The organism is Rhodococcus sp. RS1C4 (assembly GCF_002258225.1).
In the GTDB taxonomy this organism is placed as follows: Bacteria; Actinomycetota; Actinomycetes; order Mycobacteriales; family Mycobacteriaceae; genus Rhodococcoides; species Rhodococcoides fascians_E.
Map to the genome: position 1 here is coordinate 144,953 of NZ_NOXZ01000048.1, position 18,455 is coordinate 163,407.

General features: G+C 65.1%; 20 protein-coding genes and 1 pseudogene. 1 reads left to right on the plus strand and 20 read right to left on the minus strand.

Translation table 11 applies throughout. From position 1 onward, the window contains the following. Window positions 1-165: 165 nt before the first annotated feature. The 13 genes and pseudogenes from CH289_RS24540 to CH289_RS24595 all read right to left on the minus strand — a co-directional run bounded on the left by CH289_RS24540 (window position 166) and on the right by CH289_RS24595 (window position 11,733). Window positions 166-1,089, minus strand: a complete 924-nt coding sequence (locus CH289_RS24540) for a tyrosine recombinase XerC (RefSeq protein WP_019664247.1) — start codon at window positions 1,087-1,089, stop codon at window positions 166-168. Between the two features lie 51 nt (window positions 1,090-1,140). Further along, a complete protein-coding gene (locus CH289_RS24545) occupies window positions 1,141-1,923 on the minus strand; it encodes a siderophore-interacting protein (RefSeq protein WP_019664248.1) in 783 nt (260 codons plus the stop codon). A gap of 78 nt (window positions 1,924-2,001) precedes the next feature. After that, on the minus strand, window positions 2,002-3,126 hold the full coding sequence (gene dprA / locus CH289_RS24550) for a DNA-processing protein DprA (RefSeq protein ID WP_020110290.1): 1,125 nt from the start codon (window positions 3,124-3,126) through the stop codon (window positions 2,002-2,004). Then, window positions 3,123-4,631 carry a YifB family Mg chelatase-like AAA ATPase gene (locus CH289_RS24555; protein ID WP_094728787.1) on the minus strand — a complete coding sequence of 503 codons (1,509 nt, stop codon included), beginning with the start codon at window positions 4,629-4,631 and terminating at the stop codon, window positions 3,123-3,125. Before CH289_RS24555 ends, dprA begins: the two co-directional genes overlap by 4 nt. Then, window positions 4,631-4,984 (minus strand): YraN family protein, encoded by a 354-nt coding sequence (locus CH289_RS24560; protein WP_020110310.1) that lies wholly within the window; start codon window positions 4,982-4,984, stop codon window positions 4,631-4,633. Before CH289_RS24560 ends, CH289_RS24555 begins: the two co-directional genes overlap by 1 nt. Window positions 4,985-5,257: 273 nt before the next feature. Continuing rightward, a complete protein-coding gene (locus tag CH289_RS24565; protein ID WP_094728789.1) occupies window positions 5,258-5,596 on the minus strand; it encodes a histone-like nucleoid-structuring protein Lsr2 in 339 nt (112 codons plus the stop codon). A 199-nt stretch (window positions 5,597-5,795) separates the two neighbouring features. Next, window positions 5,796-5,954, minus strand: coding sequence for a hypothetical protein (locus tag CH289_RS28395; protein WP_167336898.1), 159 nt, complete (start codon window positions 5,952-5,954; stop codon window positions 5,796-5,798). A gap of 12 nt (window positions 5,955-5,966) precedes the next feature. Continuing rightward, window positions 5,967-6,272: a DUF2469 domain-containing protein gene (locus CH289_RS24570; protein ID WP_019664254.1), complete on the minus strand. Its 306-nt coding sequence runs from the start codon at window positions 6,270-6,272 to the stop codon at window positions 5,967-5,969. A 43-nt stretch (window positions 6,273-6,315) separates the two neighbouring features. Continuing rightward, complete coding sequence (locus tag CH289_RS24575) at window positions 6,316-7,053, minus strand: ribonuclease HII (protein WP_080738245.1); 738 nt, start codon at window positions 7,051-7,053, stop codon at window positions 6,316-6,318. Between the two features lie 13 nt (window positions 7,054-7,066). Continuing rightward, complete coding sequence (lepB, locus tag CH289_RS24580; RefSeq protein ID WP_019664256.1) at window positions 7,067-7,852, minus strand: signal peptidase I; 786 nt, start codon at window positions 7,850-7,852, stop codon at window positions 7,067-7,069. 119 nt (window positions 7,853-7,971) lie between these two features. Then, a complete protein-coding gene (rplS, locus tag CH289_RS24585) occupies window positions 7,972-8,313 on the minus strand; it encodes a 50S ribosomal protein L19 (RefSeq protein ID WP_026347639.1) in 342 nt (113 codons plus the stop codon). A 106-nt stretch (window positions 8,314-8,419) separates the two neighbouring features. After that, window positions 8,420-9,339, minus strand: a pseudogene (locus CH289_RS24590) (hypothetical protein); the annotation flags it as partial. A 45-nt stretch (window positions 9,340-9,384) separates the two neighbouring features. Beyond that, window positions 9,385-11,733 carry a Tex family protein gene (locus CH289_RS24595; protein WP_179276868.1) on the minus strand — a complete coding sequence of 783 codons (2,349 nt, stop codon included), beginning with the start codon at window positions 11,731-11,733 and terminating at the stop codon, window positions 9,385-9,387. Window positions 11,734-11,797: 64 nt separating this feature from the next. Between CH289_RS24595 and CH289_RS24600 the strand changes: the two genes are divergently transcribed. Further along, window positions 11,798-12,754 carry a class A beta-lactamase-related serine hydrolase gene (locus CH289_RS24600; RefSeq protein ID WP_256977506.1) on the plus strand — a complete coding sequence of 319 codons (957 nt, stop codon included), beginning with the start codon at window positions 11,798-11,800 and terminating at the stop codon, window positions 12,752-12,754. A gap of 8 nt (window positions 12,755-12,762) precedes the next feature. On the opposite strand, the gene trmD is transcribed toward CH289_RS24600, so the two are convergent. From trmD to ffh, 7 genes are all read right to left on the minus strand, one after another. Then, window positions 12,763-13,464: a tRNA (guanosine(37)-N1)-methyltransferase TrmD gene (gene trmD / locus CH289_RS24605; RefSeq protein WP_094728797.1), complete on the minus strand. Its 702-nt coding sequence runs from the start codon at window positions 13,462-13,464 to the stop codon at window positions 12,763-12,765. Continuing rightward, entirely contained in the window at window positions 13,464-13,994 is a 531-nt protein-coding gene (gene rimM / locus CH289_RS24610) for a ribosome maturation factor RimM (RefSeq protein ID WP_019664262.1), read from the minus strand. Before rimM ends, trmD begins: the two co-directional genes overlap by 1 nt. Before the next feature lie 9 nt (window positions 13,995-14,003). After that, complete coding sequence (locus tag CH289_RS24615; RefSeq protein WP_003939023.1) at window positions 14,004-14,246, minus strand: RNA-binding protein; 243 nt, start codon at window positions 14,244-14,246, stop codon at window positions 14,004-14,006. Continuing rightward, window positions 14,243-14,716 carry a 30S ribosomal protein S16 gene (rpsP, locus tag CH289_RS24620; RefSeq protein ID WP_019664263.1) on the minus strand — a complete coding sequence of 158 codons (474 nt, stop codon included), beginning with the start codon at window positions 14,714-14,716 and terminating at the stop codon, window positions 14,243-14,245. Before rpsP ends, CH289_RS24615 begins: the two co-directional genes overlap by 4 nt. 170 nt (window positions 14,717-14,886) lie before the next feature. Continuing rightward, on the minus strand, window positions 14,887-15,726 hold the full coding sequence (locus CH289_RS24625; protein WP_094728799.1) for a CPBP family intramembrane glutamic endopeptidase: 840 nt from the start codon (window positions 15,724-15,726) through the stop codon (window positions 14,887-14,889). Further along, a complete protein-coding gene (locus CH289_RS24630) occupies window positions 15,723-16,808 on the minus strand; it encodes an amidohydrolase family protein (RefSeq protein ID WP_019664265.1) in 1,086 nt (361 codons plus the stop codon). The genes CH289_RS24625 and CH289_RS24630 overlap by 4 nt, the downstream gene beginning before the upstream one ends. Window positions 16,809-16,815: 7 nt before the next feature. Continuing rightward, complete coding sequence (gene ffh / locus CH289_RS24635; protein WP_026347641.1) at window positions 16,816-18,372, minus strand: signal recognition particle protein; 1,557 nt, start codon at window positions 18,370-18,372, stop codon at window positions 16,816-16,818. Window positions 18,373-18,455 lie beyond the last annotated feature (83 nt).

Sequence of the window (18,455 nt, forward strand, 5' to 3'; positions counted from 1 at the left end):
CAATCATGGGCATGTTCTGTGTCACTCACGGCAGTGCCGGAAGGACACCGGATATCCGAACACGACATCTCTTCGAGCCCGGAATACTTCGCAAGCGGTCTGTTTCCTACGACGCTACCAAACACTTGCGAATCAGCATGTGGCAGCGCTCACGCGGCGAGCAGGTCACGCCCGCGGATGCGCCCTGTCGTGGACCGCGCGCAGACGGTCGACCGACACGTGGGTGTAGATCTGAGTGGTGGCGAGTGACGAGTGCCCGAGAAGTTCCTGCACCACCCGCAGGTCGGCTCCCCCTTCGAGAAGATGGGTAGCTGCAGAATGCCTCAACCCGTGCGGGGCGAGGTCAGGTGCACCCGGCACGGAGGCCAGGACCTCGTGCACGGCCGTGCGGGCCTGACGCGGATCCAACCGTCCCCCACGACGTCCCAGCAGGAGCGCGCCGCCGGACCGCTCCGTGGCGAGCTCCGGGCGTCCGTGCGCGAGCCACTGGTTCAACGACTCCGCCGCCGGCCCACCGAACGGCGCGGACCGCTCCTTGTCCCCCTTTCCGATCACGCGGACCACCCGACGCTGATCGTCGACGTCACCGATGTCGAGTCCGCAGAGCTCGCTGACGCGGATTCCGGTGGCGTAGAGCAGCTCCACGACGAGCCGGTCCCGCACGGCGATCGGATCGAGTTCCTCGGCTCCGACCTTCGCCCACGACATCGCTTCGTCGGCTTGGTTCTGCTTCAGAACGGACGGAAGATGCCTCCCTGCCCGGGGGGCCGACAGTCGCAGCGCTGGATCCGTGTTCATTCGGCCTGTTCCGACGCACCAGGCCGTGAAGGATTTCGCCGACGACGTCCGTCGAGCCAACGACGTTCTGGCCGCCCCGCTTCGGGCCTGCGAGGCCAGCCAGGATCGAAGCACCTGCAGGTCGAGCCCACTCAGTTCACTCGTCTCGTTCACGCCGACGACGTAGTTCAGCAGCGATTCGGCGTCGCGCAGGTAAGCACGGACCGTGTGCGGCGAACGGTCGCGACCCAGTGTCAGATACTCCGCGTACTCGTCGAGATGGACTCTCAGAGTCGTCGGCAAGGCATCCATACCCGTAAGACTCTCCGCCGCGGCGCCCGTCGGCAAGCGGACGCGCGGGCGTCAGGCAGATGCGCCGGACTCGGCCTGAGCCAACTCGCGCTTCCACTCACGGAACTTCTCTTCGGTCCGTCCTCGACGCCAGTACCCGGAGATCGACGCCCAGTCGGCGGGCACTCCGCGTTCCTTGCGGACGTATCCACGCAGGTTGTGCATCACGGCCTGCGCCTCGCCGTGAATGAAAACCTGGGCGCGGCCCGGCAACCACTCCGTCGATTTCACGGCCTCGATCAGCGGAGCGTTGTCCCCTGCCTTGTCGTCCTCCACCTCGTTGGACGGGGCGCCCCGATGCACCCAGGTGACGTCGACGACGGCCAGCGTCTCGAAGTAGATCTCGTCCTTGCGGTCTGCGACCTCGACGAACACCTTGGCAATCGCGTCCTCGGGAAGCGATTCGACCGCCGCGGCGATCGCCGGGATCGCGGACTCGTCACCGGCGAGTAGGTGCCAGTCCGCCTCGGGCTTCGGACGGTAGGCCCCGTTCGGGCCGTACACACCGATCTGTTCCCCGGGCTGCACGCGTGCTGCCCATGGACCGGCAACACCCTCGTCACCGTGCACGACGAAGTCGATCGCGATCTCGCGCTTCCGAGTGTCGACCGATCTGACCGTGTAGGTCCTGAGCACCTCGTCGTCACCCTGAGCGAAGATCAGCTTGACGTAGGAATCGGTGAAGTCGGTCGGCGTGAATCCGTCGAAGCCCGGGTCGCCGAGGTAGACCCGATGCATGTGGGGCGTCAAGGCCTCGGTACGGAGGACGGTCAGAACAGTTTTCTCGCGTGCCACGTGGTTTCAGCCTTTCCGAGCTGTCTCGTGCGATCGGTGAGTAAGTATTACCTAAATAGGCTACCGGTCCCGACGTCGTCATGGCCGCACCAGCCGGAACCAGCCGGTGTCGTCACTGGAGACGAAACCCTCGAGTTCGAGCAGCGGCAGCACCGATCGCACCTTCGCGACGGGCACGGACGATGCCTCCGACAACTCCTGCGGGGAGCGCGTTCCTGTTGCGGGCAGCGCTTCGTACACCAGCAAGGCGTTGTCGGACAACGCGTCGAGGTCACGAAACATCGAGGGACGACCTTCTCCGACTTCCCCGGACGGCCCGGCTTCGGCCACGACGTCGTGGGCGTCGGCCACGAGGCGCGCCTCACCTTCGCGAATCATCCGGTGGCACCCCTTGGACGACGCGGAGGTGACGGGTCCTGGCACCGCCAGCACCGGCTTTCCGAGTTTGTGCGCCCAGGCTGCGGTGTTGCGTGCACCGCTCCTCCACCCCGCTTCCACGACGACGACCGCGGATCCGAAAGCAGCGACGATCCGGTTGCGTGAGAGGAAGCGATGGCGAGCCGGGGTAGTACCGGGCCCGTACTCGCTGATGACCGCACCACTGTCGGCGATCCTCTGCAGCAACCTCGAATGCCCCGATGGATAGGCACGGTCGACGCCGCAGGCCAGTACGGCGACCGTTCTGCCGGACACGCCGAGGGCAGCACGATGCGCGGCTGCGTCGATTCCGAACGCGGCACCCGACACGATGGTCCACCCGTCGACGGCAAGATCGCCCGCGATCTCGGCGGTGACGTGTTCCCCGTATGCCGTCGCCGCTCGGGTGCCGACGATCGAGACGGCCCGCTCCACGAGTTCGTCGACGGGTGTGGCGCCGAGGACCCACAACGCGCACGGCCCGCACCGATCGGCACCCTCGCCGAGTCCGGCGCCGTCGAACGCCAGCAGTCGCCACATCGGCCATTCCGGATCGTCCGGAGTCACCAATCGTCCACCCAGTGTGTCCATCAGGTCCAGGTCGGCGGCTGCCGTGTCGACGTGCGACCGCACGGCGAGCCGCTCACCCAACGCGCCGCCGACGACCGCCGCTCGAGCCTCCTCGGGTCCGGCGGACAGCGCGAAGTCCAGCAGCGGACGGTGTGGGCCCTGCGCGGCCCGAGACAGGTACGCCCAGGCCAGTTTTCGCGGATCGTGCGTCCTCACGAGATACCCCTGTCCCTGAAATCCAATGCCGCTCCTACTTCTTCCAGGCCCGGCGCGTCGCTCCCCGCGAGATCGCTGAGCGTCCACGACACTCGAAGTGCTCTGTCGGCCCCTCGCGCCGTCAACGATCCGGTGCGCAGGGCGCGTTCGAGAGGTCGCAGCGCGGCGTTGCTCAACCTGAACTTCTGCCGCAGTGCGGGCCCGGGTACCTCGGCGTTGGTCGTCCATCCGAATTCACGCCATCGCTCCGCTGCGGCGTCTCGCGCACCCGTCACACGTGATCGAACCGCGTCGGTCGACTCGCCCACGTCGTCCACCAACGCACCCGTCGCCACCGCCTGCATCGCGATGCGTAGATCCACCCGATCCATCAGAGGCCCGGAAAGTTTTCCCAGATACTTTCGCCGAATCGTGGGTGCGCAGACACAGTCGGCACTTCGGGCGGGCGCACACGGACATGGGTTGGCCGCGAGAATCAGCTGGAACCGTGCAGGGTAACGAGCAACTCCGTCGCGTCGCGCGATCCGGATCTCCCCGTCTTCGAGCGGAGTTCGCAGCGCTTCCAACGTCTTCGCGCCCATCTCGGCGCATTCGTCCAGGAACAACACTCCCCTGTGTGCGCGGCTGACGGCGCCGGGTTTGGCCATTCCCGTGCCACCGCCGACCAGCGCACTCACGGTGGTCGAGTGGTGAGGTGCGATGAACGGCGGCGCCGTGATCAGCGGCCGATCCCCCGTCAACGTTCCTGCCACCGAGTGGATTGCCGTGACCTCCAGCGACTCCGCATCGGTCAGCGGAGGAAGGATGCCGGGAAGTCGTTGCGCCAGCATCGTTTTGCCGATACCCGGAGGACCGGTCAGCATGATGTGGTGCGCGCCTGCTGCGGCGACCTCCAGTGCCCACCGCGCCTCCTCCTGCCCCACGACCTCGCTCATGTCCGGGTACACGGCATCGTCGCTCGGCACCGACGGAACACCCCGATCGAGCACCGTCTCGCCGCGAAGCCACGCGACGACCTCGGTCAACGACGACGCGCCCAGAACCTCGATTCCCTCGACCAGACTGGCTTCGGCCAGTGCGGACGACGGTACGACCACCCGTTGCCACCCGGCCCGTTCGACGGCCATGACGGCGGGAAGTACTCCGCGCACGCCTCGTAGTCGACCGTCGAGCGCCAACTCCCCGAGAAAGACCGCACTTTCCGAGGATCGCCGTGGGATCTGCTTCGCCGCATCGAGAACCGCCAGAGACAGTGCCAGGTCGTACACGGATCCGACTTTCGGCAGCGTCGCCGGCGACAACGCCAACACGACTCGCGTGTCCGGCCAGGTGGCACCGGAGTTGCTGACCGCGGCCTTCACACGGTCCCTGGATTCGTTCAGTGCCGTATCCGGCAGCCCGACGAGGTGAATTCCCGGCAAGCCGCGTCCGATGTCTGCTTCGATCTCGACCACTTGACCGTCCACGCCGCTGACGGCCACCGAGAATGCGCGCCCCAACGCCATCAGAACACCCCGCGCAGATGCGAGACCGCGGGATCACCGTCGTTGCTCATCACGATCGCGACCACATCGAACCGGATACGCACCCATGGGCCGCCGCGTTCGTCGAGCCATGCGAGAGCCAACCGTCTGATTCGCTGCTGTTTGGTGTAGGTCACCGACTCTGCGGGAGTCCCGAATCCGGTACCCGACCTCGTCTTCACCTCGACGAAGACCGTGACGTCCCCGTCACGGGCGACGATGTCGAGTTCACCGTGTCTGCACCGCCAGTTTCGGTCGATCAGCTCCATCCCGTTGTCGACCAAATGCAGCGCGGCCAAGGCCTCACCGCGCGCCCCCAATTCCTGATTCGACACTCGTCCCCCTCGCGGTCGTCGGTTCGCCGAGTGGGCAGAACCTGATGGAACGATGCACGAAGGGACGATCGACGGAACGGTGAATTCCCACGTCGAATTCTGCCCTGTGGAATTCACGAGAACTGTGGATGACGGACGTGCCCGAGACCGAGATACTCGGGATAGTGTCGGTCTCGAATGGTAAGGCCGAACGCGGCGCCGAATAGTGCCCGGACACGACGATGCCCCCGCTGTTGCACAGCGGGGGCATCCGAAAGACACCAGGTGGCGACGCTAGTGCGCGGCCTCGTACGCAGCCTGAACGTCCTGGCTGATTCGTCCGCGAGCACTCACTTCGTGACCGTTCTCCCGCGCCCAGGCTCGGATGTCCTGAAGATCGGTCTTGGCGCGGGAAACGGACCCGGATCCCTTACGAGGTTTACGACCGGACACCTTTTCTGCGTGCTCGATCCAGAACGCAAGTTGTTCGTGAAGTTCGTTTGCGTGCTTCAGGTTCAAATCGATCCGGTACTGGTTGCCACCGATTCCGAATTCGATGGTTTCCCCTTGCCCCTCTTTGATGACCGATCCGTCGACATCATCGATCATTTGGACGAGAGTCTTGCGCGCCATGTCCGAACCTCTAACCGTCAAAGGAATATGCTGATCGATTCTTTTTACCACCGTGTATCGCCGGTTTCAAAAGAATGAGGGCGATTCACAGCACGGTGTCAGGAAAGGAGAAATCGAGATCGTCACGCGTTTTACGCATAGAATTCTTCGATCTGTTGCACCACAACGCAATCCGACATCGAACGAAACTGCACGCGATCTAGGGATCGAGTAACTGCCAAGCGACCTGACCGACCACCAAGCACACCGCAGCGACGCCGATCAACTGCGCAACGACCATTACGTTCCGTCGGCGCCGACGGCGGCCGAAGAGGTACACGATCGCCGCGAGCACCAACAACCAGACGGTGACCGACACCGAATGGCCCCGCTACTCGGGCAGCCGGAGGTCCGGCTTTTCGAGTTCCTCGATGTTGACGTCCTTGAACGTGATCACCCGGACGTGCTTGACGAAACGGGCCGGGCGGTACATATCCCACACCCAGGCGTCGGACATACGAAGTTCGAAATAGATCTCACCGTCCGCGTTGTGCGGAATCAGCTCCACCGAATTGGCGAGATAAAAGCGTCGTTCGGTTTCCACGACGTAGTTGAACTGCCCGACGATGTCCCGGTACTCCCGGTACAACGAGAGCTCCATCTCGGTTTCGTACTTTTCGAGATCTTCGGCACTCATCGGTTTTCTCTCATCCTCGTTCTTGCTCGACGTCGAAGGTTCATCATCGCGCACTCCGCTCGTCCAGGTCCATTCGGCCCAGCACGGATGCAACCGCGTCGGCGCCCCTCTTCGCTGCGGACACGTTCGCGTACGACATTCGATGCTCAGCGCACGGGCCGAGCTCGGTCATCGCTGCCGCATGAACCTTCGTGCTGTATCCCTTGTGCACCGCGAAACCATATCCGGGAAACCGCGAGTCCATGTCGACCATGACCCGATCCCGGGACACCTTGGCCAGGACGCTTGCCGCGGCGATGCAGGCGGCAGTCGCGTCTCCGCCGATCACCGGAAGCGATGGAGCCGGCAGGCCCGGCACCCGGAACCCGTCGGTCAACACGTAACCGGGAGTCGTTCCCAGACCTGCCACGGCGCGACGCATCCCCTCGATGTTGGCGACGTGGACGCCGATCCGATCGATTTCCTCGGCCTCGATGAACACGACACTCCAGGCGAGGGCCAACCGGGTGATCTTGGGGAACAGTTCCTCGCGGCGTTTCTCGGTCAGCTTCTTCGAATCGTTCAGGTCGGCCAGCGACGCGTACGGTTTGGGGCCCAGGATGCAGGCTGCAACGGTCAGCGGACCCGCACACGCGCCTCGACCCGCCTCGTCGACGCCCGCTACCGGTCCCAGACCGCCTCGATCGAGGGCCGACTCCATCGTTCGTAGGCCCGAGGACCTACGAATGACAGGGCGGGGTGGCCACGGCGGGCGGCCACGCGATCGACTGGTACTGACCATCGGTGCTGTCGGCTCACTGCCCCTGGATGTCCGGGGAGTCCAGGGTCCCCCAGCGCGAGGGTGGAAGTGCGATCAAGAACGCCTTGCCGATGACGTTGTCGACGGGAACCGTGCCCATCAGTTCGTCGGATACGTGAAACCTGGAGTCGGCGGAGTTGCTTCGGTTGTCTCCCATGACCCACAGGTTGCCTTCGGGGACCGTCACCGCGGGGAAACAGCGTCCGGATTTCAATTCGGTGTCACACGTCAACGTCCCTGGTGTGAACGGGAAATCCATTTGTACGTACGGCTCGTCCAACGGTTTGCCGTCGACGAGAACCCGTCCCTGATCATCGCAGCACTCGACTGTTTGGCCACCGGTCGCGATGACTCGCTTGACCAGATCGTTCTCGTCCGGAGCCACTATGCCGATGAGCGAACCCACTTCCTGGGCCCCGCGGACGATCGTGTTGTCCGATCGCGTGGACACGAAGTCGCTGTTCCACGAATCCGGCCCACGGAAGACGACGACATCTCCTGGTTTCGGATCGCCGAAGCGGTAGCCGATCTTCTCCACGACGATCCGGTCCCCGGTGCATCCGGCACAACCGTGCAGCGTCGGCTCCATCGACTCGGAGGGAATCAGATACACGCGTGCGATGAATGTCTGCAGCAGAAAACTCAGGACCAGAGCGACCAGAACGAGGATCGGCAGTTCACGCCAGAACGAACGCTGCTTCTTCTTTTCCTTACGGGGTGCAGTCGGCTCCTCGGAGCGCGACTCGGATCGATCGTGTGGATCCTGCGGGGCATCTGACACCGCACCAGATTAGCCGCACCCGGTTTCCGCGATCGACCGGTACACCGAAAGCACGACAGCCGCACCACCCCTGACGGGGCGATGCGGCTGTCGTGTCAATACGGCCGGACGCGCTTACTTCAGCGCTTTTCCTTGATCTTGGCGGCCTTGCCACGCAGATCGCGGAGGTAGTACAGCTTGGCGCGACGAACGTCACCGCGGGTGAGGACGTCGATCTGCGCGATGTTGGGGCTGTGGACCGGGAAGGTGCGCTCTACACCGACGCCGAACGACACCTTACGAACGGTGAACGTCTCACGAACGCCACCACCCTGGCGGCGAATCACGACGCCCTTGAAGATCTGCACGCGCTCTTTCGAGCCTTCGATAACCTTGACGTGCACGTTGAGCGTGTCGCCGGGGCGGAAGTCAGGAATGTCGCTGCGCAGCGACTGCTTGTCCAAGAAATCCAGAGTGTTCATCGGTGTGGCCATCCTTGCGTTCTTCGCACGAGTAGAGGAACCGAGCGGTACCGCACGTTCGGAAAGAAATCCGACTACACGGAACTCGGCTGGTTCGTACTCCGATTAGGTCTGTGCCTGGTACAGGCAACCCGACCATTGTGCCAGACCACCGACGGTAACGCGAAATCGCCTCGGCGACCGCCGGCGGGCGTTCCGGTGTCACTCGGTCGGGGCAGGCGCCGCCTGAACTGTCCGGTCCAGTTCGTCCTCCGTCGCCGCGAGCGCGTGGTCGATGCTGGGCTTTCCTGCCACCAGATCCTGCAGGTAGATCTTCGCGCGAATCGCCGGACGACGAATGGTGCGTTCTCGCCGCAACGAGCGTTCCATCTTCCGGGGTCGGCGGGTGTAACGCCACCGCGCCCACGGCGAGCCCGGCCTGCCCAGACGAAGGGCGCCGACGAACAGGATGGGAGCGAAGAACAACCCGATCAATCCGGTCCAGATCTTCCCCTTCGCCAGCACGACAGCGCACAGTGCGAGATGGGCCAACGCCAGTGCAACGAAGCCCGCCCGGACCACCGGGTCGGCGTCCGCGCGGATATCGGCGATGTTCAGCAGCGCAAGCGGGTGAAAACCGAGCAGCAGCAACCCCGTCCCCGCGACGGCGACGAACACGGCGTCGACGGACGCTCGGCCCTGCTCGGACCAGTAGACGTCCTTCAGATAGAACACCAGCGCGAACTCGTCGAGAACGAGTGCAGCGCCCACGCCGAACAGGGCTGCGAGGACGGCTCCCGTCTCCCGAGTGCCGTCCTCGAACACCGCAACGAGCGAGATGCCGGACACGAGCATGAGCACGATCCCGAAGACGACGTGGTGGATGTGCTGGCCCCCGGGAGTGATGTTGCCCGGCCACCACTTCACCTGAGCCCGAATCATCCTGACGCTGAGCCTGATCAGCAGAAACCCGGCGAGGAAGCCGAGGAGGAAGCAGAGCAACGGCAGTCGTCCGTGCGCGACGATCTCGCGATCCAACCAACTCACCGCTGCATCGTGCTCCTCGTGGACGGGCGTGCCACCCGTCGCATGCTACTTACCGAATCCGGCCTTGCGCAGCGCATCGGCCATCGACCCACCGGCAGGCGCGGCGGCCTGCCGTCCACCGCGGTTCTCCCGCCGGGGCTGCTGACGCCGGTCCTGGCCGTCACCACCGCGTGGAGCGCCCGCGCCGCGGGAACCACCACCGCGGGGACCACCGGTGCTGCGCGGCTTGTCCTTAGCGGACGCACCCGGCTCGTCGTCGAGGCGCAGACTCAGCCCGATGCGCTGGCGCGGAATGTCGACCTCCATGACCTTGACCTTCACGACGTCGCCGCTCTTGACGACTTCCCTGGGGTCCTTGACGAAATTGTGCGACATCGCGGAGACGTGAACGAGCCCGTCCTGGTGCACACCGACGTCGACGAATGCGCCGAACGCCGCAACGTTGGTGACCACGCCCTCCAGAGTCATCCCGGGCCGAAGATCCGCGACCTTCTCGATTCCGGCCGCGAAAGTGGCCGTCTTGAATTCGGGGCGCGGGTCACGGCCGGGCTTCTCGAGTTCGGTGATGATGTCGCTGACGGTCGGGATTCCGAACCGGTCGTCGGCGAAGGTCCGTGGGTCGAGTCCGCGGAGCAGCGACGTGTTGCCGATGACCTCGCGTACGCCGACTCCTGCCGAATCGACGATCTTGCGCACCACGGGGTATGCCTCGGGGTGGACACTCGAACGGTCGAGCGGATCGTCCCCGCCGGAGATACGGAGGAAGCCCGCGCACTGCTCGAATGCCTTGGGGCCCAGGCGCGCAACATCCTTCAGTTTGGATCGGCTGGCGAACGGACCGTGTTGATCGCGGTGCGCCACGATACTTTCCGCCAAGGACCCGGCGATGCCGGACACACGGGACAACAGCGGCACCGAAGCCGTGTTGACATCCACACCCACCGCGTTCACCGCGTCTTCGACGACGGCCCCTAGCGAGCGCGCGAGAAGGGACTCGGAGATGTCGTGCTGATACTGGCCGACACCGATGGATTTGGGATCGATCTTGACCAGCTCGGCCAGCGGATCCTGGAGACGACGCGCGATCGACACCGCACCGCGGATGGACACGTCGAGCTCGGGAAGCTCGCTCGATGCGTAGGCCGAAGCGGAATAGACCGACGCGCCTGCCTCGGACACGACGATCTTGGTCAGACCTGCCGCCGGGTACTTCGCGATCAGCTCCGCCGCCAACGAATCGGTCTCGCGTGACGCAGTGCCGTTGCCGATGGCGATGAGCTGCACGGAATGCTTGGCCGCCAACGCTGCCAGGGTGGCCAGAGCCTGATCCCACTTGCCCTGCGGCTTGTGCGGATAGATCGTGTCGTAGTCCACGACCTTTCCGGTGGAATCCACGACGGCGACCTTGGTTCCGGTGCGGAACCCCGGGTCGAGCCCCATCGTCGCGCGGTTGCCTGCCGGTGCCGCGAGCAACAGGTCCTTCAGGTTGGAGGCGAACACGTCGACGGCGTCCTTCTCCGCGGACTGACGCAGTCGCATGCGAACGTCGATCGCGAGCGTCACCACGAGCTTGGTTCGCCACGCCCACCGGACGGTGTCGAGCAACCAGCGGTCCGCGAGACGACCACGATCCGCGATGCCGAACTTCGCGGCGATTCGACCTTCGTACACCGTCGGGACGCCGGGGGCCTGCTCCTCCTGCTCAGGTTCGAGGCCGAGCGAGAGCACCTCCTCCTTCTCTCCACGCAGTGCAGCGAGAATGCGGTGCGACGGCAGGGTCGTGAACGGCTCGGAGAATTCGAAGTAATCGGCGAACTTCGCGCCCTCGTCTTCTTTGCCCTTACGCACCGTCGAGGTCAACTGACCACGGGTCCACATGAGTTCACGAAGCTCACCGACGAGATCGGCGTCCTCGGCGAACCGCTCGACCAGAATGGCCCGCGCACCGTCGAGTTGCTCGGTGTCGAACGACGCAGGATCGGTGTCGGGGTTCGAGATGAGTGCGTCGGCGACCGGTTCGTGGCCGGCTTCGCGAGCGATCTGAGCCTTGGTGCGCCGCTTCGGCTTGAACGGCAGGTAGATGTCTTCGACACGGGCTTTGGTCTCGGCGAGCATCAACGACTGTTCGAGCGCCTCGTCCAGCTTTCCCTGCGAGCGAATGGACTCGATGACTGCGTCACGACGCTCGTCGAGCTCACGCAGGTAGCGCAGGCGCTCTTCGAGTTGCCGCAGTTGCGCGTCGTCGAGCATGCCGGTGACTTCCTTGCGGTACCGGGCGATGAACGGGACCGTCGATCCGCCGTCGAGAAGGTCCACCGCTGCGGCGACCTGACCCTCGCGGACGTCGAGTTCCTCGGCTATGCGCTTGTTCACAGTTTTCAGAGCAATCGTCACGGCGCACGACCCTACAGCTAGTGTGGGACATGTTGTTCGACGGACCAGTGTGGGAGAACTCGAGATGTCCAGGCCGATGCAAGTCCTGGCAGTTTCCTGCGCCGCACTCGTCGCCGCGATAACGGTTCTGTTCTCGGGCTGCAGCGTCCCCGAGGACTCGGCCGTCAGCGGCACCCCGAGCACGAGCGAATCACCATTTCCCGATACCGAGGTCGTCGACGACCTCGACCTCGACTCCCGCATCCCCGAAGCACTCCGTTCCTCCGCCGAACGCGGCGCCGACGTGGACTTCGCGTTGTTGGATCGCGTGACCGGAGAATACTTCGCCGCCGGTGACACCGAACAGATCGAGACGGCGTCGGTGTCGAAGCTCTTCATCGCGGACGACGTACTGAAGGGCGCGGAACTGGCAGGCGTACCGGTCGCCGCCGACGACCTGGAGGCGATGACGACGATGCTCGAGTCGTCGGACGACAACGCCGCGAACACCCTCTGGTACAAGTACGGCGCGGGTGACATCGTCACGCGCATCGCGCAGCGATACGGGCTGACCGTAACGGCGCCGCCGTGGGACGGCCAGTGGTGGAACACGACGACGACGGCCGCCGAACTCGTGCGCTACTACTCTGCGGTGCTCGACGGGTCCGGTGGGCTGTCCCCCGCGTCGACCTCGCTCATGATCGGCCTTCTCCGCGAGTCGACTCCCGTGGCCACCGACGGTTATCACCAGCATTTCGGCATCGTGGACGGACTTCCCGGTGAGCCGGTGCACGCCATCAAGCAGGGGTGGATGTGTTGCATCGCGGATCGCTGGCTGCATCTGTCCACCGGCACCGTGGGCGTCGACAACCGCTTCGTGGTGGCCATGATCTCGCGGGAAGAGATCCACTACGACGACGACATGGATCACTACCCCGATACCGCCGTGGTGGACGTGACCGACGACAGCAGCGCTCAGCATGCGCGTGACACACTCACCGGGTTCGTGACGATGTTGTTCCCGGACGGGAAGGTCGACTGACCGGGCTTCTACAGGTCGGACTGCCCGTCCGAATCGGCGAGCAGGTCCGGTCGTCGTTCCCGCGTCCGGGCAAGGGACTGCTCGCGCCTCCACGCCGCGATTCTGGCGTGGTCACCGGAGAGCAGAACGTCGGGGACGTCGTGCCCTCTCCACGTCACCGGTCGCGTGTAGCTCGGCCCTTCCAAGAACCCGTCGGAGAACGAATCCTCCTGATGGGATTGTTGGTTTCCGAGTACGCCCGGCATCAGTCTCACGACGGCTTCGCTCATGACGAGCACGGCGGCCTCACCGCCGATGAGCACGTAATCGCCGATGCTCACTTCCTCGACGCGTACACGCGTCGAGGCTTCGTCGAATACCCGTTGGTCGATACCCTCGTAACGTCCGCACGCGAACACCAGATGCTGTTCCCGAGACCATCTTTCGGCTGTGCGCTGCGTGAACGGCACGCCGGCAGGGGTGGGAACGACCAGAAGAGACTCCGGCGTCAGAACGTCGTCGAGCGCATCACCCCACACCGTGGGCTTCATGACCATTCCCGGTCCACCGCCGTACGGAGAATCGTCGACGGCCTTGTGCACGTCGTGGGTCCAGGCGCGCAGATCGTGCACATCGACGGACACGAGACCCTTGTCGATTGCCTTGCCCAGCAACGCTGTTCGAAGCGGCTCCAGATACTCCGGGAAGATGGTCACCACGGAGAGGCGCATCACGGCTCCGGATCCAGCAAACCCTCGGGTGGATCGATCACGACACCGTCGGTCAGTGATACTGACGTGACGATCGCCGCGACGAACGGGACCAGAATCTCGGCGCGGGATCCGTCGGCCGGTGAGATCGACAGCAGCTCTCCCGCGGCGGAGTGGAGCACTTCCTTCACCGTCCCGACCTCGGTGCCGTCGACGTGGCGGACCGACAGTCCTTCCAGTTCGTGGTCGTAGAATTCGTCCGGATCGTCGGACGGGGGCAGGTCGTCCGACTCGACGAAGAACAGGGTGCCGCGAAGGGCATCGGCCGCCGTCCGGTCCGCGATGCCCTTCAAGCGCAGCAGAAGCCGCCCGGAGTGTTCCCGGGCGGCTTCCACTGTGTAGGACATCGTGTCGGTTCGGTTACGTGGTGCACGTCCGCGAAGCTCCGAGCCGACGGCGAAGCGGGCATCGGGATCGTCGGTGCGAACCTCGACGACCAGCTCCCCTTTGACGCCGTGCGACTTCGCCACACGACCGACTACGAGTTCCATCGTCGGTTCTTATTGATCGGTGTCGACGACGTCGACGCGGATTCCGCGTCCGCCGATACCGGAGACGAGCGTACGCAGCGCGGTGGCCGTGCGGCCGCCGCGTCCGATCACCTTGCCGAGATCGTCGGGATGCACGTGCACCTCGACGGTGCGCCCGCGGCGTCCGGTGATCAGCTCGACGCGTACGTCGTCAGGATTGGCGACGATGCCGCGAACGAGATGTTCGACGGCATCGGCGACAACTGCACTCACTTCTCAGCAGCCTCGGCGGCCGGCGCGTCTGCCGTCTCGGTGGCAGCGGCGTCGTCGGCCTTTGCAGCGTCGTCGGCCTTGGGGGCCTTCTTCTTCTTGGCCGTGGTTGCGTCACCGAGCGGCTCGGCGTCGGCCTGAGCGAGTGCTGCGTTGAACAGGTCCAGCTTGGACGGCTTGGGCTCTGCGACGCGCAGGGTGCCCTCGGCGCCGGGGAGGCCCTTGAACTTCTGCCAGTCACCGGTGATCTTCAGCAGAGCCTCGACGGGCTCGGTCGGCAGAGCACCGACGCCCAGCCAGTACTGTGCGCGCTCGGAGTCGATGTCGATGATGCTGGGGTCCTGCTTGGGCTCGTACTTGCCGATGGTCTCGATCGCACGGCCGTTGCGGCGGGTGCGAGAGTCGGCGATGACGACGCGGTAGTGCGGGGTGCGAATCTTGCCGATACGCATGAGCTTGATCTTGACAGCCATGAAGGTGAAGCCTCTTTCGTTGTGGTCACGGCGCAATTCAGCGGTGCGCACGGACTGCGCACCCGGTTTTGCGTTGATGGGGGTGTTGTGACCGCCGTACGGTACGTAACCGGTGACGGGCGAACAGCGTCTTATTGTGCCAGACGCGCCCCGATGTCGGTTAATCGGTGTCAGGCGACGAGCAGAATCGCCAGCGCAGGGAGCGCATTGTTGGTCGAGTGGGCGATCGTCGACGACATCACCGAGCCGGATCTCATGCGTGCGATACCGATGGCCAGGCCTCCCCACACGAGAATCACGAGCCGCCATCCCTCCCGGTGCCAGAGCGCGAACGCAACAGCGGTGACGACGAGAATCACCCACTTGTTTCCCAGCCACGCACCCCGCATCGGGGGTACACGCCGTTCGAGAGCGCCCCAGGCCATGCCGCGGAACATCACCTCCTCACAGAACGGTGCACCGAGCCAGATCCACAGAGCCAGAACGATTTTCCACGTCGGCGACAACACCCCGAGCCCGGCGAGGGGCACCTGGTCCCCCAGGTCCGTCTGCGACAGAACGACCAAGGCCAGCACGATCGCGCCCGCCAACGCTGCAAGACCCCAGATCAGACCCGTTCTGAGTTGGTTGCCGAACTCCGTCGCGGAGGTGGGAAGGCCGAAGTCGACGACGGGCCCGTTGCCGCGCCTCCAGCTGATCGCGAGCGACAACGTCAGGGCAGCCAGGCTCGGAAGCATGATCGCCATCACGTAGACGCCCGGCACGTCGGTGTCGAACACCAGGGGCGCGAGAAGGAAGCCCGCGAGGTTGACGAGCAGTACCGTCGATGCCGCCGGGATTCCCCACCGACCACGCGGCCGTCGGCGCGCGGCGGCCTCCTCGGCTCGCCAGTACGAGGCAGAACCGGAACTGTCGTGGTGCACCGCATTCATCGGTGCCATTCCCGTCCAGCTGGGCTCGCCGGTCCGGTCGGGGCCGGTGCGCGGGTCGGGTCCGAAGGGTGATGTCACGCTGGGCGCTTGGTCGGAATTCCGCGCAATACGATCACGTCGGGCGAGGACAGTACATCCGGCCCGGTTCGTGGGTCCTCGGAGTACACGAGCAGATCGGCCGGCGCCCCGTGCTCGAGACCGGGGTGGCCGAGCCAGGTCCGCGCGTTCCAACTGGCAGCGCCGAGTGCGTCGGTGGGAGACATCCCGATACGGGTGAGTGCATGGACCTCGTCGGCGATCCGGCCGTGCCGAATCGATCCGCCTGCGTCGGTGCCCGCGAAGATGGGCACACCCGCGTCGTGCGCGCGACCCACCGTGTCCGCGACGCGAGAATGCAGGTCGCGCATGTGGCGTGCGTACACCGGATACTTCGTCGCGGAATCGGCGATCGACGGAAAGGTCTCGATGTTGACGAGTGTCGGTACCAGCGCGGTCCCGTGCTCGACCATCATGTCCACGGTCTCGTCGGTCAGCCCGGTCCCGTGCTCGATGCAGTCGATGCCCGCACCGATCAACCCGGGCAGCGCATCCTCACCGAACACGTGCGCGGTGACGCGTGCACCCTCCTCGTGGGCGGCGTCGATCGCTGCCTTCAAGATCTGTTCGTCCCACAGCGGGCGCAGATCCCCGACACTGCGGTCGATCCAGTCCCCCACGAGCTTGACCCAACCGTCCCCGAATCGGGCTTGCTGACGGACGGCGTCGGGTAACTGCGATTCGTCCTCGATGTCCACCGCCAGACCGGGGATGTACCGCTTCGGCGACGCTATGTGCCGTCCCGCCCGAATGATTCGCGGCAGGTCCTCGTAGTCGTCGAGGACACGCGTGTCCACCGGTGATCCGGCGTCGCGCAACAGCAGAGCCCCCACGTCACGTTCGGTGCGGGCCTGCTCGATCGACCCCGCCAGATCCTCGTGGCCGCCGCCGTACTTGATGCCGACGTGGCAGTGCGCGTCGACCAGCCCGGGAAGGATCCAACCGTCGTCCGCAAGCGTGTCGGCTCCCGCGACGGGCTCCGACGACACCGCGCCGTCGACTATCCAGATCTCGACGAGGCTCTCGGACGGAAGTGCCCGTCCTCGTACCCGATACGCGGCCACGGCCGATCTACTTCTTCGGCAGCTTCAGCTGTGACAGGTCGATGCCTTCGAGTCCCGGAGGAAGCTGGTCGAGCCCTTTGGGCATGGACGACAGGTCCGGCATGCCCGCAGGCATACCTCCGGGCATGCCCGGGAAGCCGCCGCGGATCTTGGGCTGAGTCGGCCCCCGACCGCCCTTCTTGCCTTTCTTGCCCTTCTTGTTCCTGACCTGCTTGCGCGCGCCCGGCATGCCCATCCGGCCTGCCATGGCGGACATCATCTTTCGAGCTTCGAAGAAACGATCGACGAGTTGGTTGACGTCGGAGACCTTCACGCCCGAGCCGTTGGCGATACGCAGACGACGTGACGCGTTGATGATCTTGGGGTCGGTGCGCTCCTGCGGCGTCATGCCGCGAATGATCGCCTGCACTCGATCCAACTGCTTCTCGTCGACGTTGGCCAGTTCTTTCATCTGGCCGGCGCCGGGCAGCATGCCCAGGAGATTGCCGATGGGGCCCATCTTGCGAACGGCCATCATCTGTTCGAGGAAGTCGTCGAGCGTGAGCTGGCCGGAGCCGATCTTGTTGGCCGTGGCCTCGGCCTGCTCGGCGTCGAAATGCTGCTCGGCCTGCTCGATCAGGCTGAGTACGTCACCCATACCGAGGATGCGGCTGGCCATGCGGTCGGGGTGGAAGACGTCGAAGTCCTCGAGCTTCTCACCGGTCGACGCGAACATGATGGGCTCGCCGGTCACCTCGCGGACGCTCAGTGCCGCGCCGCCGCGTGCGTCGCCGTCGAGCTTGGTCAGTACGACACCGGTGAATCCGACGCCGTCCCGGAAGGCCTGCGCGGTGCTGACCGCGTCCTGGCCGACCATCGCGTCGAGGACGAACAGTGTTTCGTCCGGCTGAACCGCGTCGCGAATACCCGCGGCCTGGTTCATCAGGTCGGTGTCGATACCTAGGCGGCCTGCGGTGTCGACGATGACGATGTCGAATTGTTTGGCGCGAGCCTCGGCGACGCCTGCGCGTGCGACCTCGACGGGATCGGCTGCCGAGATGCCGAGCGCGTTCTCCCCGCCGCCGATGGACGTTCCCGGGTGCGGCGCGAACACTGTTGCGCCTGCTCGTTCACCGACGATCTGCAGCTGGCTGACTGCGCCCGGGCGCTGGAGGTCGCACGCGACGAGCAAGGGTGTGTGCCCCTGGTCCTTCAGCCACCTGGCCAGCTTGCCCGCCAGCGTGGTCTTACCCGATCCCTGAAGACCGGCGAGCATGATCACCGTCGGCGGGGTCTTCGCGAACTGCAGGCGGCGGGTCTCGCCTCCGAGGATCCCGACGAGTTCCTCGTTGACGATCTTGACGACCTGCTGCGCAGGGTTGAGAGCACCCGAGACCTCCGCGCCCTTGGCGCGCGTCTTGATGCGGGTGATGAACTCGCGGACGACGGGCAGAGCCACGTCGGCCTCGAGCAACGCGAGCCGGATCTCACGGGCCGTGGCGTCGATGTCGGCACCGGAGAGCCGCCCCTTGCCCCGCAGGTCCTTGAGGGTTCCGGTCAACCTGTCGGAAAGGGATTCGAACACCGATTGCACTCCTGAGCCGATAGCGAGTATTAGCCGACAGCGGGTCGAGCCTGCCGCCCCGCCACGTACGTCGCACCCAGCCT

Bases quoted from the DNA above. Each gene is read 5' to 3' on its own strand.
- CH289_RS24540 (WP_019664247.1), bottom strand. From the start codon at position 1,089: ATGGATGCCTTGCCGACGACTCTGAGAGTCCATCTCGACGAGTACGCG.
- CH289_RS24555 (WP_094728787.1), bottom strand. From the start codon at position 4,631: ATGGCGTTGGGGCGCGCATTCTCGGTGGCCGTCAGCGGCGTGGACGGT.
- CH289_RS24565 (WP_094728789.1), bottom strand. From the start codon at position 5,596: ATGGCGCGCAAGACTCTCGTCCAAATGATCGATGATGTCGACGGATCG.
- CH289_RS24570 (WP_019664254.1), bottom strand. From the start codon at position 6,272: ATGAGTGCCGAAGATCTCGAAAAGTACGAAACCGAGATGGAGCTCTCG.
- CH289_RS24575 (WP_080738245.1), bottom strand. From the start codon at position 7,053: ATGGTCAGTACCAGTCGATCGCGTGGCCGCCCGCCGTGGCCACCCCGC.
- rplS (WP_026347639.1), bottom strand. From the start codon at position 8,313: ATGAACACTCTGGATTTCTTGGACAAGCAGTCGCTGCGCAGCGACATT.
- CH289_RS24600 (WP_256977506.1), top strand. From the start codon at position 11,798: ATGTCCAGGCCGATGCAAGTCCTGGCAGTTTCCTGCGCCGCACTCGTC.
- trmD (WP_094728797.1), bottom strand. From the start codon at position 13,464: ATGCGCCTCTCCGTGGTGACCATCTTCCCGGAGTATCTGGAGCCGCTT.
- rimM (WP_019664262.1), bottom strand. From the start codon at position 13,994: ATGGAACTCGTAGTCGGTCGTGTGGCGAAGTCGCACGGCGTCAAAGGG.
- rpsP (WP_019664263.1), bottom strand. From the start codon at position 14,716: ATGGCTGTCAAGATCAAGCTCATGCGTATCGGCAAGATTCGCACCCCG.